Raw genomic sequence first — 26,697 nt, 5'->3', positions numbered from 1 at the left:
CATGAACGACATCCAATGGAGCGACGGCGCTCCCATCTACCGCCAACTCAAGGAACGGGTGATAGCCATGATGCTCGATGGAATCCTCAAGCCTGGCGACGCCCTGCCCTCGGTACGGCAGGTGGCGGCCGACTACCAACTCAATCCCATCACCGTCTCGCGCGCCTACCAGGAACTGGCCGACGAGAACCTGGTGGAGAAACGCCGCGGCCTGGGCATGTTCATGACCCCGGAGGCCGCACAGAAATTGCGCGGCAGCGAGCGCGAGCGTTTCCTGAATGAAGAATGGCCCGCAGTGCTGGAACGCATCCAGCGCCTGGGACTGTCCATCGACGATCTGTTGCCACAGGGAAAAACACCATGACCGCCGTCTCCTCCGACCATGTGGTCGACGCACGTGGCCTGCGCAAGGCTTACAAGCATCGGCTCGCGCTGGACAACACCAGCTTCACCATCGCCGCCGGACGCATCGTCGGCCTGATCGGCCCCAACGGCGCCGGCAAGACCACTGCGCTCAAGGCGGTGCTGGGGCTGACCGATTTCGACGGCGAACTGAGCGTGCTCGGCATGGATCCGCGCACCCAGCGCAATGCGCTGATGAACGAGGTCTGCTTCATCGCCGACGTGGCGGTACTGCCGCGCTGGCTGCGGGTCGGGGAGGCGATCGACTTCGTTGCCGGCGTGCATCCGCGCTTCGATCGCGCCAAGTGCGAACGCTTTCTGGCCAATACGCAGCTCAACCGCAAGTCGCGGGTGCGCGAACTGTCCAAGGGCATGATCGTGCAGCTGCACCTGGCGCTGGTGATGGCCATCGATGCCCGCATCCTGGTGCTGGACGAGCCCACCCTGGGCCTGGACATCCTGTATCGCAAGCAGTTCTACCAGCGCCTGCTGGAGGACTACTTCGACGAGCAGAAGACCATCATCGTCACCACCCACCAGGTCGAAGAGATCGAGCACATCCTCACCGATGTGATGTTCATCCGCGACGGCCGCATCGTGCTGACCGCTGACATGGAAAACGTGGCCGAGCGGTACACCGAAGTGCTGGTGGGTGCCGAGCATCTCGACGCCGCCAGAGGCCTGCAGCCGATCGACGAGCGCAGCCTGCCGTTTGGCAAGACCGTGATGCTGTTCGATGGCGTGCCGAAAGCGCAGCTCGCCCGTTTTGGCGAAATCCGCAATCCCGGCCTTGCCGACCTGTTCGTTGCGGTCATGAAGGGGACCTACGCATGAATGCACTCACCCACCAAGCTTCTCCCGCACGCACGTTCGGCTGGCTGCTCAAACGCGAGTACTGGGAACACCGTGGCGGTTTCGTCTGGGCACAGATCATCACCGGCGGCATCGCGGTGTTCTTCGCGCTGCTGGGCGCGGTGATCGGCGCGATCAGCGCGCGTCGCAACATGATCGGCGACAGCATCACGATGGACGATCTGGCCGAATACACGCGCACCCTGGGACAAGTTGGAGACGGCCTGCTGCTGGGCGGTATCGGCATCGCCTCGGTGGTCCTGGCGTTCGTGGTGTTCTTCTATTCGCTGGGCAGCCTGTACGACGACCGCCGCGACCGCAGCGTGCTGTTCTGGAAATCGCTGCCGGTGTCCGATGTGCAGACGGTGCTGTCCAAGGCCGCCTGGGCGCTGTTGCTGGCGCCGCTGATCGCCATCGTGATCGGCGTGCTGGTCGGCCTGGCACTGTGGCTGATCGCCATCGTGGGCGCCTCGATCGCCGGCGTCCCCAGCCCCTGGGCCCTGGCCACCCACTCGCACCCGTTCTCGTTGCTGTGGCTGTTGCTGAAGACCGTGCCGATGAGTCTGCTGTGGGCGTTGCCGACGGTGGGCTGGCTGATGTTCTGCTCGGCCTGGGCCACCAGCAAGCCGTTCCTGTGGGCGGTGCTGTTCCCGCTGCTGGCCTGCGTGATGCTGAGCATCCTCTCGGCGATGCCGGGTATTTCGCTGCCGATCGGCTGGATCTGGTACATCGTCGGCTACCGCGGCCTGCTCAGCGCCCTTCCCGGCACGTGGTCGCCGCGTGCGGTCAGCGGCAACCTCGACAGCAGCGCAATGCAGAACCCCAGCGATCTGGTGCAGTGGGCGCTGCAGCACACCGACAGCGCACGGGTCTACGGCAATCCGGACATCTGGATCGGCGCTGCAATCGGCGTCGTCCTGATCGCCGCCTCCATCTACCTGCGCCGTCGGCGCTCCGAAGCCTGAAGGACATCCCATGCGTCGTCTGCTGAGTCTGGCCATCCTGTTCGCCGTGCCCGGCGCTGCGTTTGCCGAGGAGCAATGCAAGTTCTCCGAACCGCGCAGTCTGGAGTTGAAGCTGAGCGGAGTGAAGTCGGTGCTGTTCGAGGTCGGCTCCAACGACCTGCATCTGGACGCCGCGCCGGGCAACGGCGGGCGTCTGGGCGGCCGCGCCTGCGCCGCCAGGGCCGAGCTGCTCAAGGGCCTGACCGTCACCCAGAAGCGGGTCGGCGACAAGCTGGTGGTGACGCTGGCCGACGACTGCCCGCTGCGCATCTCCATCGGCGACAGCTATTCGTACCTGGACCTGCGCGGCAGCGTGCCGGACACGCTGCTGGTGCAGTTCGACGTGGGCTCCGGTGACGCCGAGATCAGCGGCGCTGCTGCCGTGAGTGCCGATGTCGGTTCCGGCGACATGGCGATCCGCCGCACCAGGGGCCGGGTCACCGCCAAGGTCGGTTCCGGCGATATCGAACTGGAAGAGATGGGGTCGCTGCGCGTGCTGGCGGTCGGCTCGGGCGATCTCAAGGCCAGGCAGGTGCATGGCGCAGCAGAGGTCGGCAAGGTCGGTTCGGGTGACGTCAAGCTGCGCGGCGTGGCAGGCAACGTCAAGTTCGGCACGATCGGCTCCGGCGATGTCGACATCGACGATGTGCAAGGCGATGTCGGCGTGGAAGCGGTCAGCTCCGGCGCACTCAGCGTGCACAAGGTGCGCGGCGATGTCAGCGTCGCGCGCAAGGGCAGCGGCGATATCGACGTCAGCGATGTGGCCGGCACCACCCGCGTGCCGACCGACAACTGACCACTGCATTGACCATTCAAGAGGGGGACGGCTGATGAAACTGTTGATTTGTGCGGTACTGGTGGGCGCGCTGCTGGTCGGTTGCGGCAAGTCCGAACCCACGGTCGTGGTGTCGGGCAAGACCAACGCGAACGGGGTGATCTTCAACGGCAAGAGCCTGACGCTCCACCGCGACGGCCTGCCTGCGGCCACCATCGGCGTGGATGGCGCGCTCAGCATCGCCGGCAAGCCGGTGAGCCTGAACGATGCGCAGCGGCAGGCGATGCGCGCTTTCTACGTGCAAATCCAGGGCGTCGCCGATAAAGGCATCGACATCGGCACGCAGGGCGCGGCCTTCGGTGCGCATGCCGCCGGCGAAGCGCTCAAGGGTGTGCTCAGCGGCAACACCGACCAGATCGGCGACAAGATCGAAGCGCAGGCGGAAACCTTCAAACACACTGCGATGCAGATCTGCGATCAGCTGGCCAAGCTGCGCAACGCGCAGGACGCCGCCGCGCAACTGGTGCCGGCATTCGCGCCGTACTCGACCCTCACCCAGCACGATATCGACGACTGCCGCAAGTAAGCGCGGCCTTGATCGCCGCTGCGCCCGCATCGACGGGCGCAGCGGCTGACCGGAACCTTATGGATCGTCACGCCGATTGCTGCGCGCACGCTAGGTACCCGATACCGCCTGCGACATCTTGTCAGCCGCGCCATATGCCACAGGCGCCGATCGGCTGGCCGGAGCGGGATTACACTAGTGCGCTCCCCTGAACTCGGCGACCCCATGAACAAGTTGGTGATGCTCTGCATGGCGCTCCTGCTATGCGCCCTGACCGCCTGCGGCGACCAGTCGTCGCGGCGCGCCGAACGCGGCAAGCCGCGCGTTGCCATCACCACCCAGTCGGTGATGATCCGCCGCCCACCCGCGGCCAATGCGGAAATCACCCCCGACGGCACGCTGAAGATCGACGATATCGCGCTGCCGCAGAAAGAGCCGACGCGCGCCAAGTTGCAGTTGCTGTTCGGGCACCTGCAGATGCTGCGCCAGCAGGCCATCAATGAGGCTGGCGCGGACCCGGAATACAAGTCGATCAAGCTGACCGCCACCCCGGAGATCCAGAAGCTCAGCGGCGAATTGCTCGATGAAATCCCGTCGCTGCAGCCGTATCGCGAGAGCTTCGGCAACGTGCAGGCCGAGCGGCACTGAGTCCTGGCGAAGCCGCGGATTCGCGCAAAGCCATGTAGGAGCGCACGCTGCGGTGGTCAGCCACCGCCGCCCGTGCTGCCGGCCTGGATGCCACCGCGGGTCAGCGCAGCCGGATCCAGCAAACGGCGCAGATCCGCCTCGCTGAGCCCGCTGTCTTCCAGCGCCACGTCCAGCACCGGGCGCTGTTCCTTGTAGGCACGCTTGGCGATCGCCGCGGCCTTCTCGTAGCCGATGATCGGGTTGAGCGCGGTAACCAGGATCGGATTGCGATCCAGCGCCTCGCGCACGCGCTCCTGGCGTACCTTCAACCCGGCAATCGCGCTATCGGCCAGCAACCGCGCCACATTGCCCAGCAAGTTGATCGAATCCAGCAGGTTGTAGGCGATCAGCGGCAGCGTCACGTTCAACTGGAAGTTGCCGGTCTGCCCGGCCACTGTGATCGCGGTGTGGTGGCCGATCACCTGTGCGCAGGCCATTACGGTGGCTTCGGGAATCACCGGGTTGACCTTGCCCGGCATGATCGAACTGCCAGGCTGCAGCGCCGGCAACTCGATCTCGCCCAGCCCGGCCAGGGGGCCGGCATTCATCCAGCGCAGGTCGTTGGCGATCTTGATCAGTGCCACCGCCAGCGCATTGAGCTGACCGGACAACTCCACCGCATCGTCCTGCGCAGCCAGACCTTCGAACTTGTTGTCCGCACTCTCGAACTTGAACTTGCTCAAGCCCGACAAGGCCTTGGCCACCTTGCCGCCAAAGCGCGGATCGGCATTGATGCCGGTGCCGATCGCGGTGCCGCCCAGCGGCAGCCGGCGCAGGCGCTTGAGGGCATCGTCGATACGCTCCTGCGCCGAACTCAGCTGCGCCGACCATGCACCGAATTCCTGGCCGAAGGTCAGCGGCATCGCATCCATCAGATGCGTGCGCCCGGTCTTGACCACCTTGTCCAGCCCCTTGCCGCGCTTGTCGATGGTCTTGCGCAGATGCTTGAGCGCCGGCTGCAGGTGTTCCTGCACCGCCAGCAACGCCGACACCCGGATCGCGGTGGGCACCACGTCGTTGGAGCTCTGGCCGAGATTGACGTGATCGTTGGGATGCACCGCGTCCTTGCCGGCGCGCGTGGCCAGCGTGGCGATCACCTCGTTGGCATTCATGTTGGACGAGGTGCCCGAGCCGGTCTGGTAGACGTCTATCGGAAACTGCGCGTCATACGTGCCGTCGGCGACCTGCAGCGCCGCATCCTGCACGGCCTTGCCGATCGACTTGGGCAGCAGCCCGAGTTCGGCATTGACGCTAGCCGCAGCGGCCTTGATCAGCCCCAGCGCGCGGATGAAGCCGCGCGGCATCGGCTGGCCGGACACCGGAAAATTCTGCACGGCACGCTGGGTCTGCGCGCCCCACAAGGCATCGGCGGGCACCTGCAATTCGCCCATGCTGTCGTGTTCGGTCCTGAAACGTTCGCTCATCTGCACTCTCCGCACATTGTTGGTTTGTGGTGATGGATGGCTGGCAGCGGGCGTGCCCACGCTGGCGAGGCTGCCTACGATACTCGCTCGCAGCGTTGCGACCGTGTCGTCGCAAGCCCTGGGCTAGACTGCCCAATGATCCATACGAGGTACCACGCCGCCATGGGCGACGACCCTGACTGTAGAAACGCATCGTTTGCGTCTTGCTTGCTTGCACACTGCCCCGGCACCGACGCGCAGCCGCTGACATACCGCGTCACTGCCGCTACGCGCCATGGAGGCGGACGCCATGTTGGGTAACGTGCTGCTGTTGTTCGTCGCACTGCTGCTGGTGCTGTTGAACGGCTTCTTCGTCGCCGCCGAGTTCGCGCTGGTCAAGCTGCGCCACACGCAGGCGGTGGGCCTGGCGCAGAACAACGGTTGGCGTGGGCGGTTGTTGCTCGGGGTACATGCGCATCTGGATGCCTACCTGTCAGCGTGCCAGCTCGGCATCACCCTGGCCTCGCTCGGCCTGGGCTGGGTCGGCGAGCCGGCCTTCGCGCATCTGCTGCAGCCGCTGTTCGACACCGCCGGCCTGTCGCCGGAAGCGGCACAGTTCACCGCACTGGCGATCGCCTTCAGCCTGATCTCGTTCCTGCACATCGTGCTGGGCGAACTGGCGCCCAAGACCATGGCGATCCGCCGCCCGGAGCGGATGTCGCTGTGGACCGCCGCGCCGCTCTACGTGTTCTATTGGCTGATGTACCCGGCGATCTGGGTGCTCAACACCAGCGCCAACCGCCTGCTGCGGGTGCTGGGCTGGGGCGATGTGGAACATCAGTCGCATCGCTATTCGCGCGAGGAGCTGATGCTGATCGTCGGCCGCCAGGATCCCAACGCCACCACGCCCGATCACGGGCTGGCCCTGATGAGCCACGCACTGGAACTGCCCGACCTGGTCGCCGGCGACCTGATGCGCCCGCGCGAGCACCTGCGCAGCCTGCGCGAAGGCATGACGCTGGAATCGGTGCTGGCCGAATTCAGCGAGTCGCGCTACAGCCGCTACCCGTGGTTCGACGCCGATGGCGAGCAGGTGCTGGGCATCCTGCATACCAAGGATCTGCTGGTGGCGATGGCACGCAGCCAGGACCTGGACGATCTGCGCCCGTTGCTGCGCCCGCCCACCCTGCTGACCCTGGAAACCCCGATCCCCAGCGCGCTGGAGCAGTTCCGCACCGGCACCACCCATCTGGCGCTGTGCGTGGAGGACGAGGGACGCATCCTGGGCTTCTTCACCCTGGAAGACCTGCTGGAAGTGGTGGTCGGCGAGATCGAGGACGAGCACCGCCACGTGGTGCGCGATGCCCCGATCCGCAGCCAGGACGGCTCGCTGCTGGTGGCCGGCAGCACCTCGATCTTCCGCCTGGAACGTCTGCTGGGCCAGGATCTGAGCGCGCCGGACCACGTCAATTCGGTCGGCGGGCTGATCGTGCACCGGTTGCAGCGGCTGCCCGAAGAAGGCGAAACCCTGGAGCTGGACGGCCACGCACTGACGGTGCGGCGCATGGCCGGGCACCGGATCCAGGCCATCACGGTGCGGCCGATCGGCGAAGCCGGCGCCGGGGCGGCGTAGAATACGCACCCCCGCCAGCCTCCCAGTGCCCTGCCCATGTCGGATTCCGCCCTGCTTGCCCTGTCCCCGCTCGACGGCCGCTACGCTTCCAAAGTGGATGCGCTGCGCCCGATCTTCTCCGAATACGGCCTGATCAAGGCGCGGGTCAAGGTCGAGATCGAATGGCTGCTGGCATTGGCCGCCGAGCCGGGCATCGCCGAGCTGGCGCCATTCTCGGCCGCCGCCACCCAGACCCTGCGCCGCCTGGCCGACGACTTCAGCGTCGGCGATGCCGCGCGGGTCAAGCAGATCGAGCGCACCACCAACCACGACGTCAAGGCGGTGGAGTACTTCATCAAGGAACAGCTCAAGGACGATGCCGAGCTGGGCCCGGCGCTGGAATTCGTGCATTTCGCCTGCACCAGCGAGGACATCAACAACCTCAGCTACGGCCTGATGCTGGAGCAGGCGCGCCGCGAGGTGCTGCTGCCCACGCTGGACGGCATCACTGCCAGCCTGCGCGCCCTCGCCCATGCCCAGGCCGGCCAGCCGATGCTGTCGCGCACGCATGGCCAGACCGCCTCGCCCACCACGCTGGGCAAGGAAATCGCCAACGTGGTCGCGCGCCTGGAGCGGCAGCGCAAGCAGATCGCCGCGGTCGAACTGACCGGCAAGATCAATGGCGCGGTCGGCAACTACAACGCGCACCTGGTGTCGTACCCGGAGCTGGACTGGGCCGCGTTCGCGCAGCGCTTCGTCGAAAGCCTGGGCCTGGTGTTCAACCCCTACACCACCCAGATCGAGCCGCACGACAACGTGGCCGAAATCGGCGACGCCAGCCGCCGCGTCAACACCATCCTGATCGACCTGTCGCGCGACATCTGGGGTTACATCTCGCTGGGCTACTTCAAGCAGAAGCTCAAGGAAGGCGAAGTCGGCTCCTCGACCATGCCGCACAAGGTCAACCCGATCGACTTCGAAAATGCCGAAGGCAATTTCGGCATCGCCAATGCGCTGTTCGAGCATTTTTCCGCCAAGCTGCCGATCAGCCGCTGGCAGCGCGACCTCACCGACTCCACCGTGCTGCGCGCGCTCGGCACCGCGTTCGGCCATACCCAGGTCGCGCTGGATTCACTGGCCAAGGGTCTGGGCAAGCTGACCGTCAATCCCGAACGCCTGGATGCCGATCTGGATGCGGCCTGGGAAGTACTGGCCGAAGCCGTGCAGACGGTGATGCGTCGCCACGGCCTGCCCAACCCCTACGAACAGCTCAAGGCGCTGACCCGCGGCCAGGGCATCACTGCCGCGTCCATGCAGGCCTTTGTCGAGAGCCTGCAGTTGCCGGAGCAGGACAAGCAGCGGCTGCGGGCGCTGACGCCGGGTGCGTACACCGGGCTGGCCGAACAGCTGGCGCGCGCGATCTAAGCAGCGGTATTCATCCACCGGTATCACGCCCTTGTATCCAGCTGTCAGGAGTATTGCCATGGCATTGCGCGCGCTGCTGTCTGCCTCCCTGCTTGCGTCGGTGGCCTGCGGATTGCTGGCCTGCGGGAAGCAGGCCACTCCCGACTCGCACCCCGACTCCGCCGCTGCCGCGCCGCACGCGCCGGCCGGCGTGGCGGCCGCACCGGTGCCGCCGGTTCCTTCGGTTCCGTCAGTTCCGAGCATGGACGGCGCCACCCAGGTCGCCAGCAATGGCGAGCGGCAGACACTGATGGTCACCTCGACCAGCGGCACGGTCAGCTGCGACGGCCATAACGTCGATCTGACCGGCCAGAACGCCAATCTGGTCCTCAAGGGTGACTGCGGCACGATCGCAGTGCTGGGCCAGCATGCGATCGTGCAGATCGAGCGCGCCGAGGCAGTGCGCATGGTCGGCAACGATGCCCAGGTCACCCTCGCCGGCGATGCCAGCACCATCGAACTGTTCAGCCGCACCTCCACGCTCAAGGCCGGCCGCATCGGCACGCTGCTGGTGCCGGGCGACGACAACCAGGTACAGGCGCAGGCGATCGCCTCCGTCACGCTGCACGGCCGCGGCAACCGCATCACCCAGCAATCCGGCACTGCGATGGTCAACGACTATGGCAGCAACAACCAGATATCCACCCGCTGATCTGCTGACACCGAGACACCAAGCTGCATACCCGGCCCTGCATGGCCCGGACGCGCACCGCAACCTTACCGCGACACCCGCATGCAAGGCAGCGCATGGCGGGCTGGGCGACAATAAGCCACCTCGCCGGCCGCACCGCGCCGGCCCTCCAGTCGGACCCGTGACACCATGAAAAAAACCCCCGCAAAAAAGATCGCCGCCAGGAAAGGCGCGCCACTGCCCTTCGAGATCCACGCCACCCGCGACCAGCCGCTGGGCATGCCGGTCGAGCGCTTCCTGCGCAACTACTGGCACAAGCACCCGCTGCTGATCCGCAATGCGTTTGCGGACTTCCAGTCCCCGCTGCAGCCCGAAGACCTGGCCGGCCTGGCCTGCGAAGACGGCGTGCTGGCACGCCTGATCAGCCATGACCGCGCCACCGACGACTGGAACGTGCGCACCGGCCCGTTCCAGGAAACCGACTTCCCCGGCCTGCCCGACCATGACTGGACCCTGCTGGTGCAGGACGTCGACAAGTGGGACGCCGACGTCCGCGCGCTGCTGGAGCAGTTCCGCTTCCTGCCGCGCTGGCGCATCGACGACATCATGATCAGCTTCGCCGCCACCGGCGGCTCGGTCGGCGCGCATGTCGACCATTACGACGTGTTCCTGCTGCAGGGCCAGGGCCACCGCCGCTGGCAGATCGACGCACGCGCGCAGCAGGGCCGCAAGGCCGCGCCGCTGGCGTTTCGCGACGATGTCGAGCTCAAGCTGCTGCGCGACTTCAAGCCCACCCACGACTGGGTGCTGGGCCCGGGAGACATGCTGTACCTGCCGCCACTGGTGCCGCACCACGGCGTGGCCGAAGACGCCTGCCTGACCTTCTCCATCGGCACCCGCGCGCCGTCCTCGGCCGAGCTGATCGGCGACTACCTGGACACCTTGATCGCCGATGCCGACGAGGCCGTGCGCTATCACGACGAAGACCTCAAGGTGCCGGCAGATCCGTACGAGATCGACGTCACCGCGATGAACCGCGTGGTCGAAGCGCTCAACGCGCTGCGCATGAACGACCCGGATCGCCTGGGCGACTGGTTCGGCCGCTTCATGACCACCTACCGCGCCTCCGGCGACGTAGTGCCGGCACCCGAACCGATCCCCCGCGAGGCGGTCGAGCAGGCGCTGGAAGAAGGCGTGCTGCTGCACCGTCACCCTTGGTCGCGGCTGGCCTGGCGGCGCGCCAAGCGTGGCGCCACCCTGTTCTGCAGCGGCCTGGAATTCGCGCTGTCGGCCAAGGACGCCGCACGGCTGGCCGCAGCCGAAGAGATCGACGGCGCACTGTATGCGCAGCTGTCCAACCGTGGCCGCGAGGTGGTGCTGGAGCTGCTGGCGCAGGGCCATTACCAGCGCGCCCACGAGGACGCGGAGGACGACATCGAGGACATCGACGACGACCAGGCCCACGTCCTGAGCCTGTCGGCTGACCAAGACGATGCCGACGCCGAGGCCGACACGCCGGACGCGGACGATGAAATCGACGCCGAGGCCGACGTCGAGCAGGTCGCCGACGCCGCGGACGGCCCGGCCCAGGCTGAGGAGGCCGAACAAGGCGAGGATGCCGACCAGGACGACGACCGCGGGCTGGCCGACGACGACGCGGCATCGGACGCTGGCGACGACGACGGGTCCGACCAGCGCGCATGAGTTCCCAGGCCGGGCCGCAGATCGTCTCGCTGGATGCGGCGTCCAACGCCGCAGCCCTGCGCGCGCTGCGCCTGGCCTGCGGCACCGGCAGCACCGACGACAGCGCTGCCGACTGGGACGCCCTGGACCCGCTCAGCCTGCACCTGGCGCTGCGCAACGAGGACGGCCAGTTGGTCGGCTCGGTGCGGCTGACGGCGGATCGGCGCATCGACCGGCTCGGCGTGCTGCCGGGCTGGCGCCGCCGCGGCCTGGCCGACCGGTTGCTCGCAGCCGCCGTCGCCACCGCGCAACAACGCGGCTGGCCCGGCCTGCAAACCCGCGTGAACACAGACGCCGAGGCCGTGTTCGCACGCCTGGGCTTCCTGCCGGACACCTCTTCCGACCGGCACTCGGCTAGCGCGGCAACGGCGGGCGATCGCCCGGGTAGGCCCCTGCACCGCCGTCTCGACGGCCCGATGGCGGTGGACGACCTGCGCGCGGCCCTGGCCGCCACCACCGGCCTGCTGTGCGCCGCACGCCGCCAGGTGCTGATCTATACGCGGGCACTGGATCCACCGCTGTTCGACAACCCCGCAGTGCTCGATGCGCTGCGCCGCTTCGCCACCGCCCGCCACGACAAGCGCGTGCAGGTGCTGGTGCAGGACACCGCCGCCGCGGGCGCCAACAGCAGCGCGATGCTGCGGCTGGCCCAGCGCCTGCCCAGCGTGTTCCGCTTCCGCGCGGTCAGCGATCCGGTCGATGCCAGCTACGCGTCGGCCTATGTGGTGGGCGATGACGCCTACTACTTTCGTCCAACAGGCCATCGCTTCGACGATGGCGAAACCTGGCTGTCGGGCGCGGCGCGCAGCCGCCAGCTGGAGCGCGAATTCGCGCAGATATGGGAGCGTAGCGCGCTTTGGAACGAACCGCGCGCACTCGGCATCTGAGACCGCAGCGCCCTTCGCACGTAGGCGCCAGGCGGTTGCACCTACCCGTCCGGTCAGCTGGCAGACGCCCCCTCACTAGCGCAAGGGGGTATAATTTTTAGAGATTTGAGACCGACCGACAGGGCATCTCGCCCCGCCGCTTCCGCACAATCATCCCCACAGCAGACCCGACTTACCATCGTGGATAATCTCCTAAAGCAGTTCGCACAGTCATCGCAGCTCGCCGGCGGCAACGCCGCCTATATCGAGGATCTGTACGAGCAGTACCTCGTCGCCCCGGACAGTGTTGACCCGAAGTGGAAGAGCTATTTCGATGGCTTCAAGGGTCGCGATGCCGGTGATGTACCGCACTCGGCAGCCATTGCCCACATCCTCACCGCCTCCAAGCAGGCTGCCAATGCCGGCACCGGCGCAGCGGCCAGTGACGAGCGCGAGCGCAACGTCGGCCGCCTGATCACCGCCTACCGTGCGCGTGGCCACCTCGGCGCGCAGCTCGATCCGCTCAGCCTGACCCCGCCGGTCAACCCGCCCGATCTGGACCTGCCGTTCCACAGCCTGTCGCAGGCGGATATGGACAGCGAGTTCAGCACCGGCGGCGTCGGCGGCCAGCCGCGCATGAAGCTGAAGGATCTGCTGGCCCGCCTGAAGGCGACCTACGCCAGCACCATCGGCGCAGAGTTCATGCACATCCAGGAATTCGACCAGCGCCAGTGGATCTACAAGCGCCTGGAAGATGCCGGCGGCAAGATCGCCGGCGACGCGGCCAGCCGCAAGCGCACGCTGGAGCGGCTCACCGCTGCCGAAGGCCTGGAGCGCTACCTGCACACCAAGTACGTCGGCCAGAAGCGCTTCTCGCTGGAAGGCGGCGACGCGCTGATCCCGATGATGGACGAGATCATTCGCCAATCCGGCAACGATCAGGTCAAGGACATCGTGATCGGCATGGCCCACCGCGGCCGCCTCAACGTGCTGGTCAATACGCTGGGCAAGAACCCGCGCAAGCTGTTCGACGAGTTCGAAGGCAAGTTCGAGCACGCCCACGACGACCGCGCCCACACCGGCGACGTGAAGTACCACATGGGCTTCTCGGCCGACATCGCGGTCGGTGGCGACAAGCAGGTGCATCTGGCGCTGGCCTTCAACCCCTCGCACCTGGAAATCGTCGACCCGGTCGTGGTCGGCAGCGTGCGTTCGCGTCAGGAACGCTTTGGCGATGCCGAGCGCAAGACCGTGCTGCCGATCCTGATCCACGGCGATGCCGCATTCGCCGGCCAGGGCGTGGTGATGGAACTGTTCCAGATGTCGCAGGCGCGTGGTTTCGCCGTCGGCGGCACCGTGCACATCGTGGTCAACAACCAGATCGGCTTCACCACCAGCGCCCGCGACGACGCCCGTTCCACGCTGTACTGCACCGACGTGGCCAAGATGATCGGCGCGCCGGTCTTCCACGTGAACGGCGACGACCCGGATGCGGTGATGTTCGTGTCCAAGCTGGCCTACGAATTCCGCCAGCAGTTCAAGAAGGACGTGGTCATCGACCTGGTCTGCTACCGCCGCTGGGGCCATAACGAGGCCGACGAACCGGCAGCGACCCAGCCGGTGATGTACCAGACCATCCGCAAGCACAAGACCACCCGCGAGCTGTACGCCGCCAAGCTGGAAAGCGACGGCGTGCTGAGCGCCGACGAGGCCAAGGCGCTAGTCGACGGTTATCGCAACAAGCTTGATTCGGGCGAGTACACCACCGAACTGGCGACGCGCAAGCCGGACGAATTCGCCATCGACTGGTCCAAGTATCTGGTCGGCACCGCTGCCGATCCGGTCGACACCCGCGTCAAGCGCGAGCAGCTGGACCGTCTGGCCAAGCTGATCACCACGATTCCGGAAGGCGTCGAGCTGCATGCGCGCGTCGGCAAGATCTACGACGACCGCGTCAAGATGGCCGCCGGTGAGCAGGCCGGCGACTGGGGCTTTGCCGAAAACCTGGCCTATGCCACCTTGCTGGCCGAAGGCCACAAGCTGCGCCTGGTCGGCCAGGACGCCGGTCGCGGCACGTTCTTCCACCGTCACGCGATCCTGCATGACCAGAAGACCGACAGCTATCACCTGCCGCTGCGCCAGCTGGTGCAGAACCCCGAAGATGCCACCATCATCGACTCGCTGCTCAGCGAAGAAGCGGTGATGGGCTTCGAATACGGCTACTCCACCACCGACCCGAATGCGCTGTGCATCTGGGAAGCGCAGTTCGGCGACTTCGCCAACGGCGCGCAGGTGGTGATCGACCAGTTCATCGCCGCTGGCGAAGCCAAGTGGGGCCGTATCGCGGGCCTGTCGCTGTTCCTGCCGCACGGCTATGAAGGCCAGGGCCCGGAGCATAGCTCCGCGCGTCTGGAGCGCTTCCTGCAGTTGTGCGCGCTGGAGAACATGCTGGTCTGCGTGCCGACCACGCCGGCGCAGTGCTTCCACATGATCCGCCGCCAGATGCGCATGACCACCCGCAAGCCGCTGGTGGTGATGACGCCCAAGTCGTTGCTGCGCCACAAGCTGGCGGTATCGAGCCTGGAAGAACTGGCCGAGGGCGAGTTCCAGCATCTGATTCCCGACGCCAAGGCCGACGCCGGCAAGGTCAAGCGCGTGGTGCTGTGCTCGGGCAAGGTCTATTACGACCTGCTCGAAGACCAGACCAAGCGTGGCCAGGACGACGTCGCCATCCTGCGCGTAGAGCAGTTGTATCCGTTCCCGCGTGCGCAGCTGGCCGCCGAGCTCAAGGCCTATGCCAACGCCACCGACGTGGTGTGGTGCCAGGAAGAACCGCAGAACCAGGGTGCCTGGTACCAGATCCGCCACCACCTGAACTTCTGCCTGGCCAGCGGCCAGAGCCTGCATTACGCCGGCCGTGCCCGTTCGCCCTCGCCTGCCGCCGGCCATATGGCCGACCACATCGTCGAACAGCAGAAGCTGGTCGCCGATGCGCTCCTCAATCCGTTCAACGACCAAGTCGCTGAATAACTCCTCTTCCCCAAAGAACGAAAACCCTAGGACGCTCCCCGAATGGCCACCGAAGTCAAAGTTCCGGTACTGCCCGAATCCGTTTCCGACGCCACCATCGCCAGCTGGCACAAGAAGGCCGGTGAAGCGGTCAAGCGCGACGAGAATCTGGTCGACCTGGAAACCGACAAGGTCGTGTTGGAAGTTCCTTCGCCGGTCGACGGCGTGCTGAAGGAAATCAAGTTCGAAGCCGGCAGCACCGTCACCAGCAACCAGATCCTGGCGATCATCGAAGAAGGCGCCGTGGCTGCGGCCGCACCGGCCGAGGAGAAGAAGGCCGAGGCACCGGCTCCGGCCGCGGCTGCCCCGGCCGCCACGCCGGCCCCGGCTGCTGCCGCTGCGCCTGCCGCTGCATCCAAGTCCGCTGCCGATGCGCTACCGCCGGGTGCGCGTTTTTCCGCGATCACCCAGGGCGTGGATCCGGCCCAGGTCGAAGGTACCGGCCGTCGTGGCGCGGTGACCAAGGAAGACATCGTCAACTTCGCCAAGGCCGGCGGCGTGGGCAAGGCGTCTGGCGCCCGTCCGGAAGAGCGCGTGCCGATGACCCGCGTGCGCAAGACCATCGCCAAGCGCCTGATGGAGTCCAAGAACTCCACCGCGATGCTGACCACTTTCAACGAGGTCAACCTGGCCAAGGTCTCGGCCGCACGCAAGGAGCTGCAGGACGAGTTCCAGAAGGCGCACGGCATCAAGCTCGGTTTCATGAGCTTCTTCGTCAAGGCCGCCGCCAATGCGCTGCAGCGCTTCCCGCTGGTCAACGCCTCGATCGACGGCGACGACATCATCTATCACGGCTACAGCGACATTTCGATCGCGGTATCGACCGAAAAGGGCCTGGTCACGCCGGTGCTGCGTAACGTCGAGCGCCAGTCGTTCGCCGACGTCGAACAGGGCATTGCCGACTACGCCGCCAAGGCGCGCGCCGGCAAGCTGGGCCTGGACGATCTGCAGGGTGGCACGTTCACCATCACCAACGGCGGCACCTTCGGCTCGCTGCTGTCGACCCCGATCATCAACCCGCCGCAGAGCGCCATCCTGGGCATGCACGCGATCAAGGAACGCCCGATCGCCGAGAACGGCCAAGTCGTGATCGCTCCGATGATGTATCTGGCGCTGTCCTACGACCACCGCATCATCGACGGCAAGGACTCGGTGCAGTTCCTGGTCGACATCAAGAATCAGCTGGAAAACCCGGGCCGGATGTTGTTCGGTCTGTAAGAGCCGGGAATCGGGAATGGAGATTCGGGAATGGGACAAGCGCCCATCGACCGCTCCATTCCCGCCTGGACCTGGATGGGACGCAGCAGGCGCACGCATGCGCTCTTGCGATTCTCCATTCCCTATTCCCCATTCCCGTGAGCAAATGAAATGAGCGAACAATTCGACGTCGTCGTCATCGGTGCCGGTCCGGCCGGTTATCACGCTGCGATTCGCGCGGCCCAGCTGGGCATGAAGGTTGCCTGCATCGACGCGGCTATCGGTAAGGATGGCAAGCCGGCCCTGGGCGGTACCTGCCTGCGCGTAGGCTGCATTCCGTCCAAGGCGCTGCTGGATTCCTCGCGCCAGTTCTGGAACATGGGCCACCTGTTCGGCGACCACGGCATCAGCTTCAACGACGCCAAGATGGACGTGCCCACCATGATCGGCCGCAAGGACAAGATCGTGAAGCAGTTCACCGGCGGCATCGCGATGCTGTTCAAGGCGAACAAGATCACCCCTTACTACGGCTTCGGCCAGCTGCTGCCGGGCAACATCGTCAAGGTCGCCCAGCACGAAGGCGGCGAGATCGAGCTCAAGGGCACCAACGTGATCCTGGCGCCGGGCTCGGAGTCGATCGAGCTGCCGTTTGCCAAGTTCGAAGGCGACACCATCGTCGACAACGTCGGCGGCCTGGATTTCACCGCCGTTCCCAAGCGTCTGGCGGTGATCGGCGCCGGCGTGATCGGCCTGGAGCTGGGCAGCGTGTGGAAGCGCCTGGGCGCCGAGGTCACCATCCTCGAAGCGCTGCCGGATTTCCTGGCGCTGGCCGATGCCGAAGTGGCCAAGACCGCGCTGAAGGAATTCAAGAAGCAGGGCCTGGACATCAAGCTCGGCGCCAAGGTCAGCAAGACCGAGATCACCGGCAGCGGCGATGCCAAGCAGGTGGTGGTCAGCTACACCGACGCAGCCGGCGAGCAGACCCTGACCGTGGACAAGTTGCTGGTGGCCGTGGGCCGCAAGGCCGCGACCAAGAACCTGCTGGCCGAGGGCACCGGCGTCAAGCTCAACGAGCGTGGCCAGATCGAGGTGGACGGGCATTGCCACACCGGCGTCGATGGCGTGTGGGCGATCGGTGACTGCGTGCGTGGCCCGATGCTGGCGCACAAGGGCTTCGAGGAAGGCATCGCGGTTGCCGAGCTGATCGCCGGCCTGCCTGGCCACGTCAACTTCGACACCATTCCGTGGGTCATCTACACCGAGCCGGAGATTGCCTGGGTCGGCAAGACCGAGCAGCAGTTGAAGGCCGAAGGCGTCGCCTACAAGGCCGGCAGCTTCCCGTTCGCGGCGATCGGCCGTGCCGTGGCCATGGGCGAGCCGGCCGGCTTCGTCAAGGTCATCGCCGATGCCGAAACCGACCGCGTGCTGGGCATGCACCTGGTTGGCGTGGGCGTGTCCGAGCTGGTGCACGAAGGCGTGCTGACGATGGAGTTCAACGGCTCGGCCGACGATCTGGCACGCATCTGCCACGCCCACCCGACGCTGTCCGAAGCGATCCACGACGCCGCGATGGCAGTGAGCAAGCGCGCGATTCATAAGGCCAACTAAGCCGGGAATCGGGAGTGGGGAATCGGGAATCGTAAGAGCGTTCCCTTCACCTCTCTCTTCATGCTGACGCCGGACCTAGGTCCGGCGTCATGCGTTCTGGCTGCTGTGTTTGCTTTGACCCATTCCCTATTCCCAACTCCCGATTCCCGAATCCCATGAAAAGCATCTGCGTCTACTGCGGTTCCAATGCCGGCAACAAACCCGCCTATGCCGAGCGTGCCACTGCGCTGGGCCAGCGCATCGCCGAGCAGGGCCTGCGGCTGGTGTATGGCGGCGGCAATGTCGGGCTGATGGGCACCGTGGCCAATGCGGTGCTGGCGGCTGGTGGCGAGGTGACCGGGGTGATTCCGCAGCAGCTGGCCGATTGGGAAGTGGCGCACCGTGGGCTGACCACGCTGGAAATCGTTGGCTCCATGCATGAGCGCAAGATGCGCATGTTCGAGCTGTCCGATGCCTTCGTCGCCCTGCCCGGCGGCTTCGGCACCATGGAAGAGATCTTCGAGATGCTCACCTGGCGCCAGCTCGGCATCGGCAACAAACCCTGCGCGTTCCTGGATATCGAAGGGTTTTACGCACCGCTGATCGGCATGATCGATCGCATGGTGGAAGAGCGCTTCCTGCATCCGGACCAGCGCAGCGACCTGTGGTACGGCGCCGATATCGAACAGATGCTGGAGTGGATGCAGCACTACACGCCGGCACAGGCTTCCAAGTGGATCGACGAGAAGCGCCGCTCGACGCTTGTGTGATGCGAGGCGACGCACGCTCCCTGCCCCATCGCAGGCCAGGCCTGGCGTCAGGCACGCGCCTCAGTAGGCACGCAGCGGCGCTGTAGTCATACGTCAGCTGCGTGCAAGTGCAGCGACGCACCGTCGCCATCTCTCACGTATGCGGCCATCGCTCCGGCGCGATGCCGCACCCAGCTGCGCTGCCATGTCACGCACCGCGTCACGTTGTTCACCAGGTCGACAGAGCAACGATAGCACCCTGGCGTAACCGCCTAGGAGCCACGGCGCTCATTGCACATCCCCCGTCGCAACGCACCGCCCAACCCCCTGCCGATCTGCAGGCTTGCAACGGCAGTCACGATGGCTGCGGCGTCCGGCGCGACCGGCTCGCATAGAATGGCGACGATGCTCGATACCCTCGCCGCTGACGCGCACCACAGCCTGGACATCAAGCACAGTCGCTTTCTGGCCAACGCTGCGGCACTGGACTCTCCCGCGCAGGCGCTGGAGATCGTGCAGCGCGTGTCCGTTGCCGATGCCACCCATAATTGCTGGGCCTATCGATATGGGCAGGACTACCGTTCCAGCGACGATGGCGAGCCCAGCGGCACTGCCGGGCGGCCGATTCTTGCGGCCATCGATGGCCAGGGCTATGACCGTGTGGTGGTGGTGGTCACGCGTTGGTATGGCGGCATCAAGCTCGGTGCCGGTGGGTTGGTGCGTGCCTACGGCGGCGCCGCGGCCGAATGCCTGCGACTGGCGGCGCGACAGCCATTGGTTGCGTTGTCGCTGCTCGACCTGCAATGTCGGTTCGACGACCTGGGCCTGGTGCATGCTGCCCTGAGCGCCTTCCACGCCGACAAGCTGGACGAGCGCTTCGACGCGCAGGGCGCGGCACTGCGCGTGCAACTGCCGGCCGATCAACTGGCCGGCTTGAAAACGCGCCTGTGCGACGCCACTCGCAACCGTGTCCATCTCTCATCACCGGAAGCCGCATGAACCAGCCAGCCGCCGCCAGGCCCAACCCGTTGCGGAAGCTTGGCAGCCTGCGCACCTTGTGGCCGTTCGTGCAGCGCCAGCGTGGCCTGTTCGCCGCCTGGCTGATCGCACTGGCCATTTCCTCGGCCGCCACGTTGAGCCTGCCGGCGGCGGTCAAGCAGATGATCGACCATGGTTTCTCCGGCGGCTCGCAGATCAACCACGCCTTCGCGCTGCTGTTCGCGGTGGCGGTGGTGCTGGCGGTGGCAACGGCCGCGCGGTTTTATTTCGTCGCGTTGCTGGGCGAAAAAGTGGTGGCCGATTTGCGCGGCCGCCTGTATGCGCATCTGATCGGGCTGGACGCCGACTTCCATGATCGCAGCCGCAGCGGCGAGCTGGTGTCGCGCCTGTCGGCCGACAGCGAGCTGCTGCGCGGGGTGATCGGCACCACCATGTCGGTGGCGTTGCGCAGCTCGGTGACGGTGATGGGCAGCATGGTGATGTTGTTCGTGACCAGCCCGCGGCTGGCCGGCTTCACCTTGATCGGCATTCCGCTGGCGGTGTTGCCGATCGTGCTGGGCGCACGCCGCCTGCAGAAGATCTCGCGCGCCAGCCAGGACCGCGTTGCCGATGCCAACACGCTGGCGGCCGAAACGCTGGGTGCGGTGCGCACCGTGCAGGCGCATGCGCGCGAGCGCTACGAGAGCCAGCGTTTCAGCCAGGCCCTGTTCGCCGCGATCGATACCGCACGGCTGCGCATCCGCACCCAGGCCACCGTGACGGCGGTGGCGATCATGCTGATCTTCGGCGCCATCGTCGGTGTGCTGTGGCTGGGCGCGCACGATGTGATCGCAGGACGCATGACCCCCGGCACGCTGGGTCAGTTCGTGTTGTACGCGCTGATCGGTGGCGGCTCGGTCGGTGCCTTGGCCGAGGTCTGGAACGAGTTGCAGCGCGCGGCCGGCGGCATGGGCCGGGTCGGCGAATTGCTCGACGAGCAGCCGGCGATCGTCGCCCCGGCCACGCCGCAGCCCTTGCCACAGCCGCTGCGCGGCGCGATCCATTTCGATCAGGTGGTATTCCATTATCCGCAGCGCCCCGATGCGCCGGCGCTGGATGGCTTCGACCTGCATGTCCATCCGGGCGAAACCGTGGCGCTGGTCGGGCCCTCCGGCGCCGGCAAGAGCACGGTGCTGGCGATGTTGCTGCGCTTCCACGACCCGGTCAGCGGCAGGCTGCGTATCGACGAGGTGGACCTGCGCGATACCGACCCGGTACTGCTGCGCGAACGCATCGCCCTGGTGCCGCAGCAACCCACGCTGTTTGCCGCCAGCGCCGCCGACAACATCCGCTATGGGCGCCTGGACGCCAGCGATGCAGAGGTGCAAGCCGCCGCCGCGGCCGCCGAGGCCGACAGTTTCATCCGCGCCCTGCCGCAGGGCTACGCCAGCGAACTCGGCGAACGCGGCACGCGCCTGTCCGGCGGCCAGCAGCAACGGGTGGCGATCGCGCGCGCCTTGCTCAAGGACGCGCCGATCCTGCTGCTGGACGAGGCCACCAGCGCGCTGGATGCGCAGAGCGAACGCGCCGTGCAGCAGGCGCTGGACCGGTTGATGGAAGGCCGCACCACGCTGGTCATTGCCCATCGCCTGGCCACCGTGCTCAAGGCCGACCGCATCGTGGTGATGGATGCCGGCCGCATCGTCGCGCAGGGCACGCATGCGCAATTGATCGCCGAAGGCGGCCTGTACGCGGAGCTGGCGCGGCTGCAGTTCATCGATCAATGACGCCTGGGTGACACCGGCGTGTGCTGTCATGCCAGCGTGTCCTCGGCAGCGGCCCGGGCCGATCCTGCGCCCCCACGCGCCCCCACCTGACGACGTCACGCATGCCTCGCCCCAGAACCACCCTTCGCCAGCTCAGTTATTTCGTCGCGCTCGCCGACACCGGCAGCTTCACCCGCGCCGCAGAGCAGATGGGCGTGTCGCAACCCTCGTTGTCGCAGCAGATCCGGGCGCTGGAAACCATCGTCGGCGCCGCGCTGTTCGAACGCGGCGTGCCGGCCATCCTGACCCCGTTGGGGCGCGACCTGCTTGATCGCGCGCGCAGCATCCTGCTGGACGTCGCCGATCTGGAAGACGTCCGCGCCACCTCGGCCGATACCTTGATCGGCACCATCCGGCTGGGCGTGTCGCCCACGCTGGGCGCCTATCTCATGCCGAGCCTGGTCGCGCGCCTGCACCGCGAACACCCGGCGCTGCGCGTGCACGTGCGCGAAGGCCTGCCGACCGCGCTCGCCAGCGGCCTGGCCAGCGGCGTGCACGACCTGATCCTGGCGCAATTGCCGGTGGCCGAGCGCGGCCTGCATAGCGAGCGGCTGTTCCGCGAACCGCTGCACGTGACCATGGCCGCCGATCACCCCTTGCGGGCCAAGACCTGCATCACGCCGGCCGATCTGCGCGGCGCCAACCTGCTCACCTTGATGCCCGAGTACCGCCTGGCCGAACAGGTTGCGGCGATCGCCATGGACGTCGGCGCCAATGTGCTGCGCGATTACGAAGGCACCAGCCTGGATGCGATCCGCCAGATGGCCGGGATGGGCATGGGTCTTGCACTGCTGCCAGACCTGTATGTGCGCCAGGAAATCCGCGAGGGCGACGATGTCGTGGTCCGGCCGATCAAAGGCGGACGCTACTATAGGGAGATCGGGCTGTTGTGGCGGCAGGGCGCAGGCCGCGCGCCGGCCTTCGGCCTGATCGCCGATCTTCTGCGTGCGGTGGCCGCATAGGAAAATCCTATGCGTCGAATAAGCGCTGCGGCCTTGTTCGCCAGCTGCAACTCGTCAATGCTTCATTGAACTCATCAACGGAAATCGAATGGCGGGCAAGCAGATCGGATGGCGGGAAGCGGGAGCCTGGCTGGCGGAAATCGTCGGGCCGGACATGCCCTATGTGCGCCTGGCCATGGTGTACGGAGTCGCGATCAGCCTGCTGTCGCTGGCCACGCCGATCTCGGTGCAGTTGCTGATCAACAGCGTGGCCAATACCGCGCTGCCGGCGCCGCTGTGGACCCTGTCGAGCCTGCTGCTGGGCCTGTTGCTGCTGGTGGCCGGCCTGAGCGCGATGCGGGTGTGGGTCATGGCGCTGTTCGAGCGCCGGCTGTTCGCACGCGTGGTGTCGGAAATCACCGTGCGCGCGGTGCATGCGCAGAATCCGTTCTTCGCCGATCAGAACCGCGGCGACATGTTCAACCGCTACTTCGATCTGGTGGTAGTGCAGAAAGCGGTGCCGAGCCTGGCCATCGGCGCCTTCACCATCGTGCTGCAATCGGCGGTCGGGCTGATACTCACCAGCTTCTACCACCCGTTCTTCCTGGGCTTCAATGCCTTGCTACTGCTGGTCATCTTCGGCATCTGGATGATCTGGTCGCGCGGGTCGATCCGCACCGCGGTCGACCTGAGCCATGCCAAGCACGAGGCCGCGCGCTGGCTGGAAAGTGTCGGTGGCTCCAACGGCTTCTATAAATCCAGCCGCCACCTCAACTTTGCGATGGACCGCTCCGAGTCCGTCACCGCCGCCTATGTCGACCGGCATCGGCGCCACTTCCGTTACAGCTTCACCCAGACGGTCGCGTTCCTGCTGGTCTACGCGATCGCCAGCGCGGCGCTGCTGGCGCTGGGCGGCAACCTGATCCTGCGGGGCGAGCTGTCGATCGGCCAGCTGGTGGCGGCTGAGCTGATCCTCAGCGCGGTGTTCTACGGCATCTCGCAACTCGGTGCGTACCTGGACGCGTTCTACGACCTGGTGGCCAGCTCCGAGGAACTGTCGCTGCTGTTTGCCATCCCGCAGGAACGTGCGGTCGTGGCACCCGGCAAGACGCCTGGCAACAGCGCGGTGCGCCTGGACGGGGTGGTGATCGACGGCGCGCGTTTCGATTTTTCGCTGGCTGCCGGCGAGCAGCTGGTGACGATCGCCGATGGCGGCGCGGAGCGGTTGCTGGCGATGATCCTCAAGCGCCATGTAGTCCCCGATCGCGGGCTGGTGATGGTGGGCGGTGCGGACATGGCCACCTTCGACATGTATCTGCTGCGCTCGGAAGTGACGGTGCTCGACCGGCCGACCATTGTCGAAGTCACCATCCGCGAATATCTGGCGCTGGCGTCGGCCGACGTGAACTCCGAGGCGATGCTGGAGGCGATCGATGCGGTGGGCTTGCGCACCCGCATCGCCGCGCTGCCGCAGGGCCTGGACACGCGGCTGGCGGCCTCCGGCTACCCGCTGTGGATCGGCGAAGTGATGGCCTTGAAGCTGGCCAATGCGCTGCTGGTGCGCCCGCGCGTGCTGATGCTGTCGCAGCTGTACGACCTGATTCCCGCCGACCGCCTGGCCGGCGTGCTGCGACGCCTGAAGGCGGCCGGCACCACGGTGCTGCTGTGCACCGGCCGGCCGGAAGACATCACCCTGGATGGCTGGTTCCACCTGCAGCCCGAGCGACAGCAGCGCTTTGCCACCCGCGCCGAACTGATCGCCTCCACGCAGGAGGCAAACGATGCAGCACGCTACTGATCGCAACGCACACTTTCCCACCCTGGCGGCGATGCGCCCACCCAGCATCGCCAAGGCGCTGGCCTGGATGCTGCTGATCGGCATTGTCATTGCCAGCGCGATCCTGGCGCTGGCGCCGTGGGTGCAGACCGCCAGCGGCAAGGGCCAGGTGGTGGCGCTGGATCCGGGCGACCGCCAGCAGCAGGTCACCGCCTTCGTGCCCGGCCGGGTCGAGCGCTGGTATGTGCACGACGGCCAGCATGTCTCGCGCGGCGATCCAATCGCGCGCGTCGGCGACCTGGACCCGGATCTGCTCGCCCGCCTGGCCAGCGAGCGGGCGCAGGTGCAGGCGGAAATCACCGCGATCCAGCAATCGCGCGCGGTCGCCAGCATCGATGTGGCGCGCAGCAGGCAATTGCTCGCCGAAGGGCTGGCCGGCCGCCGCGACTTCGAGCTGACCCAGATTAAGGTCGCCGAGGCCGATGCCAAGCTGGCCGAATCGCGCGCCAAGCTGACCCGCATCGACATCCAGTTGAACCGCCAGTCGGCGCAGCTGGTGCGCGCACCGCGCGATGGCCGCGTGCAGCAGCTCAACGCCGCCAGTGGCAGCGCGATGGTCTCGCCCGGCACGGTGCTGGCGGTGATCGCGCCGGAGCGGGTGGAGCGCGCGGTCGAGCTGTTTATCGACGGCCGCGACGTGCCGCTGATCCGCCCCGGCCGCCCGGTGCGGCTGGAGTTCGAAGGCTGGCCGGCGATCCAGTTCAGCGGCTGGCCGTCGGTGGCGCACGGCATGTTCGATGGCCGCGTGCGCGCCATCGACCCCAATGCCGCGCCCGATGGCCTGTTCCGCATCCTGGTCGAACCGCAACCGGGCAAGCCGGCCTGGCCGGCGCAGGAATTCGCCCGCCAGGGCGGCAAGGTGCGCGGCTGGGTGCAGGGCGAAACGGTGAAGGTGGGCTACGAACTGTGGCGCCAGCTCAACAATTTCCCGTTGGAGTTCGGCCGCCGTCCGGCAGCGACGACGACGCAGGATGAGGGCAAGGCCAAGGCGACGCCCAAGGCCGAAGACGACGAGACCGGCAAGAAATGATCCGCCGTCTTGTCGTCCTGCTGATCGCGCTCGCACCGGGCGTGGTTACCGCCCAGACCACCCCGCTGACGCTGGACGAAGTGCTGCGCTCCTCTGCACGCTCTTCCCCACAGATCGTCGAAGCGCTGGCCAAGGTCCGCCAGGCCGAGGGCAAGGGCATCTCGGCCGATGGTGCGTTCGATACCGTGTTCGATCTCGACGGCCGTTCGCGCGAGGCCGGCTACTACGACGGCAGCACGATCGAAAGCACCGTCAAGCGTCCCTTCGATGACAACGGCGGCTATTACTACGGCGGTTACCGCTCCTCGCGCGGCGCATTCCCGGTCTACGAAGACAAGTCCTACACCGACCGCGGCGGCGAAGTGAAAGTCGGCGCGCTGTATGCGCTGCTGCGCGACCGCGTGGTCGACGAGCGCCGCACCCGCCGCAGCGTTGCCGGTGGCGATATCGATGTCGCCCAGTACGAAGCGCAAATGGTCGCCATCGGCGTGCAACGCCGCGCGGTGGATGCCTACCAGAGCTGGGTCGCAGCCGGCCTGAAGCTGCGCGCGTACAACGAGCTGCTGCAGCTGGCCGAGCAGCGCCGCAATGCGATTTCCCGGCAGGTGACGCTGGGCGCGCGGCCCACCATCCTGCTGACCGAAAACGACCAGAACCTGGTCCGCCGGCGCGCCCTGGTGGTGCGCTCGGAGCAGGACTTCGCCAACGCCGCCAATGCCTTGTCGCTGTACCTGCGCGACGATGCCGGCATGCCGTTGATCGTCTCCACCGAGCGCCTGCCGGCCGATACGTCGGCGCTGGAAGGTCTGGCCGGTGCCAGCAGGATCACCGCGCCGGTGGAGCGCCCCGATTACCGCGCGGTGCTGACCCGGATCGACCAGGCCACCGCGCGGCTGATGCTGGCGCAGAACGATCTCAAACCACGCCTGGATGTCAGCTTCGAGGTCAGCAAGGATCTGGGGGCGCCCGGTGTGGGCGGCCCGAACCGCTCGCCGACCGATGCGATCATCGGCTTCCGCTTCAGCGTGCCGCTGGAAAACCGCAGCGCCAAGGGCAAGGTCGCCGAGGCACGCGCCGAGATCGAGGCGCTGGATCAGCGCAGCCGCTACCTGCGCGACCAGATCACCGTGGAGGTCGAATCGATCGTCATCTCGCTCACCGCTGCCGAGCGGCTGGCCAAGATCGCCGACGAAGAACGCAGCCTGGCCGACCGCCTGGCCGTGGCCGAGCGCCGCCGCTTCGAACTGGGCTCGGGCGACTTCTTCCTGGTCAATCAGCGCGAAGAAACCGCCAACGATGCCCGCGTGCGCCTGATCGATGCGCAGGCGCGCATTGCCTCGGCGCGTGCCGAGCTGGCAGCGGCAACGGCCGACCGGGACGCATTGCAGCTGAGCCGTTGAGCAGGCTGCCTGCCGGCTCCCGAGCGGTGCCGCAGTGCGCAATGACGCCCGGGTAACACCTGCCTGCGCATGCTCGCCT

The 26,697-nt window shown here is 66.7% G+C and carries 22 protein-coding genes; 21 read left to right on the top strand and 1 reads right to left on the bottom strand.

Features of this window, described 5'->3' with window-relative positions; genetic code table 11:
* The first annotated feature begins 1 nt into the window (after position 1).
* The 6 genes from ABQY64_RS07940 (at position 2) to ABQY64_RS07915 (ending at position 4,246) form a co-directional block, all read left to right on the top strand.
* Positions 2 to 364 carry a GntR family transcriptional regulator gene (locus ABQY64_RS07940; protein ID WP_003483692.1) on the top strand — a complete coding sequence of 121 codons (363 nt, stop codon included), beginning with the start codon at positions 2 to 4 and terminating at the stop codon, positions 362 to 364.
* Positions 361 to 1,236: an ABC transporter ATP-binding protein gene (locus tag ABQY64_RS07935; protein ID WP_166764246.1), complete on the top strand. Its 876-nt coding sequence runs from the start codon at positions 361 to 363 to the stop codon at positions 1,234 to 1,236. Before ABQY64_RS07940 ends, ABQY64_RS07935 begins: the two co-directional genes overlap by 4 nt.
* The gene (locus ABQY64_RS07930) at positions 1,233 to 2,219 is read left to right on the top strand and encodes an ABC transporter permease (protein ID WP_039520498.1); all 987 of its coding nucleotides are present in this window, start codon (positions 1,233 to 1,235) and stop codon (positions 2,217 to 2,219) included. The genes ABQY64_RS07935 and ABQY64_RS07930 overlap by 4 nt, the downstream gene beginning before the upstream one ends.
* Before the next feature lie 10 nt (positions 2,220 to 2,229).
* Positions 2,230 to 3,054, top strand: coding sequence for a GIN domain-containing protein (locus ABQY64_RS07925; protein WP_349779939.1), 825 nt, complete (start codon positions 2,230 to 2,232; stop codon positions 3,052 to 3,054).
* Positions 3,055 to 3,088: 34 nt separating this feature from the next.
* Positions 3,089 to 3,619 carry a DUF2884 family protein gene (locus tag ABQY64_RS07920; protein ID WP_065048880.1) on the top strand — a complete coding sequence of 177 codons (531 nt, stop codon included), beginning with the start codon at positions 3,089 to 3,091 and terminating at the stop codon, positions 3,617 to 3,619.
* Between the two features lie 204 nt (positions 3,620 to 3,823).
* Positions 3,824 to 4,246, top strand: a complete 423-nt coding sequence (locus ABQY64_RS07915) for a hypothetical protein (RefSeq protein ID WP_102252182.1) — start codon at positions 3,824 to 3,826, stop codon at positions 4,244 to 4,246.
* 56 nt (positions 4,247 to 4,302) lie between these two features.
* On the opposite strand, the gene ABQY64_RS07910 is transcribed toward ABQY64_RS07915, so the two are convergent.
* Positions 4,303 to 5,709, bottom strand: a complete 1,407-nt coding sequence (locus tag ABQY64_RS07910; RefSeq protein WP_102252181.1) for an aspartate ammonia-lyase — start codon at positions 5,707 to 5,709, stop codon at positions 4,303 to 4,305.
* A gap of 289 nt (positions 5,710 to 5,998) precedes the next feature.
* Between ABQY64_RS07910 and ABQY64_RS07905 the strand changes: the two genes are divergently transcribed.
* The 15 genes from ABQY64_RS07905 (at position 5,999) to ABQY64_RS07835 (ending at position 26,618) form a co-directional block, all read left to right on the top strand.
* On the top strand, positions 5,999 to 7,321 hold the full coding sequence (locus tag ABQY64_RS07905) for a hemolysin family protein (RefSeq protein ID WP_166768215.1): 1,323 nt from the start codon (positions 5,999 to 6,001) through the stop codon (positions 7,319 to 7,321).
* A gap of 36 nt (positions 7,322 to 7,357) precedes the next feature.
* On the top strand, positions 7,358 to 8,725 hold the full coding sequence (gene purB / locus ABQY64_RS07900; RefSeq protein WP_349779938.1) for an adenylosuccinate lyase: 1,368 nt from the start codon (positions 7,358 to 7,360) through the stop codon (positions 8,723 to 8,725).
* Between the two features lie 58 nt (positions 8,726 to 8,783).
* Positions 8,784 to 9,416 carry a DUF3060 domain-containing protein gene (locus ABQY64_RS07895; protein WP_349779937.1) on the top strand — a complete coding sequence of 211 codons (633 nt, stop codon included), beginning with the start codon at positions 8,784 to 8,786 and terminating at the stop codon, positions 9,414 to 9,416.
* A 192-nt stretch (positions 9,417 to 9,608) separates the two neighbouring features.
* Positions 9,609 to 11,099: a cupin domain-containing protein gene (locus tag ABQY64_RS07890; RefSeq protein ID WP_349780030.1), complete on the top strand. Its 1,491-nt coding sequence runs from the start codon at positions 9,609 to 9,611 to the stop codon at positions 11,097 to 11,099.
* Positions 11,096 to 12,025 carry a GNAT family N-acetyltransferase gene (locus ABQY64_RS07885; RefSeq protein WP_166764243.1) on the top strand — a complete coding sequence of 310 codons (930 nt, stop codon included), beginning with the start codon at positions 11,096 to 11,098 and terminating at the stop codon, positions 12,023 to 12,025. The genes ABQY64_RS07890 and ABQY64_RS07885 overlap by 4 nt, the downstream gene beginning before the upstream one ends.
* Before the next feature lie 105 nt (positions 12,026 to 12,130).
* Entirely contained in the window at positions 12,131 to 15,034 is a 2,904-nt protein-coding gene (locus ABQY64_RS07880; protein ID WP_349779936.1) for a 2-oxoglutarate dehydrogenase E1 component, read from the top strand.
* A gap of 42 nt (positions 15,035 to 15,076) precedes the next feature.
* Positions 15,077 to 16,291: a dihydrolipoyllysine-residue succinyltransferase gene (sucB, locus tag ABQY64_RS07875; protein WP_166764242.1), complete on the top strand. Its 1,215-nt coding sequence runs from the start codon at positions 15,077 to 15,079 to the stop codon at positions 16,289 to 16,291.
* Positions 16,292 to 16,441: 150 nt separating this feature from the next.
* Entirely contained in the window at positions 16,442 to 17,878 is a 1,437-nt protein-coding gene (gene lpdA, locus ABQY64_RS07870; RefSeq protein ID WP_039528099.1) for a dihydrolipoyl dehydrogenase, read from the top strand.
* Between the two features lie 155 nt (positions 17,879 to 18,033).
* Entirely contained in the window at positions 18,034 to 18,627 is a 594-nt protein-coding gene (locus ABQY64_RS07865) for a TIGR00730 family Rossman fold protein (protein WP_016901548.1), read from the top strand.
* A 375-nt stretch (positions 18,628 to 19,002) separates the two neighbouring features.
* On the top strand, positions 19,003 to 19,605 hold the full coding sequence (locus ABQY64_RS07860; protein WP_039528102.1) for a YigZ family protein: 603 nt from the start codon (positions 19,003 to 19,005) through the stop codon (positions 19,603 to 19,605).
* On the top strand, positions 19,602 to 21,371 hold the full coding sequence (locus tag ABQY64_RS07855) for an ABC transporter transmembrane domain-containing protein (RefSeq protein ID WP_349779935.1): 1,770 nt from the start codon (positions 19,602 to 19,604) through the stop codon (positions 21,369 to 21,371). The genes ABQY64_RS07860 and ABQY64_RS07855 overlap by 4 nt, the downstream gene beginning before the upstream one ends.
* Before the next feature lie 101 nt (positions 21,372 to 21,472).
* Complete coding sequence (locus ABQY64_RS07850; RefSeq protein WP_065048893.1) at positions 21,473 to 22,372, top strand: hydrogen peroxide-inducible genes activator; 900 nt, start codon at positions 21,473 to 21,475, stop codon at positions 22,370 to 22,372.
* 88 nt (positions 22,373 to 22,460) lie between these two features.
* Positions 22,461 to 24,149, top strand: coding sequence for an ABC transporter ATP-binding protein (locus tag ABQY64_RS07845; RefSeq protein WP_104589064.1), 1,689 nt, complete (start codon positions 22,461 to 22,463; stop codon positions 24,147 to 24,149).
* Positions 24,133 to 25,218: an HlyD family secretion protein gene (locus ABQY64_RS07840; RefSeq protein WP_127158384.1), complete on the top strand. Its 1,086-nt coding sequence runs from the start codon at positions 24,133 to 24,135 to the stop codon at positions 25,216 to 25,218. Before ABQY64_RS07845 ends, ABQY64_RS07840 begins: the two co-directional genes overlap by 17 nt.
* A complete protein-coding gene (locus ABQY64_RS07835; RefSeq protein WP_127158383.1) occupies positions 25,215 to 26,618 on the top strand; it encodes a TolC family protein in 1,404 nt (467 codons plus the stop codon). The genes ABQY64_RS07840 and ABQY64_RS07835 overlap by 4 nt, the downstream gene beginning before the upstream one ends.
* Positions 26,619 to 26,697: the final 79 nt, after the last annotated feature.

This window comes from Xanthomonas sp. WHRI 7065 (assembly GCF_040203115.2).
GTDB lineage: Bacteria > Pseudomonadota > Gammaproteobacteria > Xanthomonadales > Xanthomonadaceae > Xanthomonas > Xanthomonas arboricola.
This window is presented reverse-complemented; position numbering and strand designations above follow the sequence as displayed.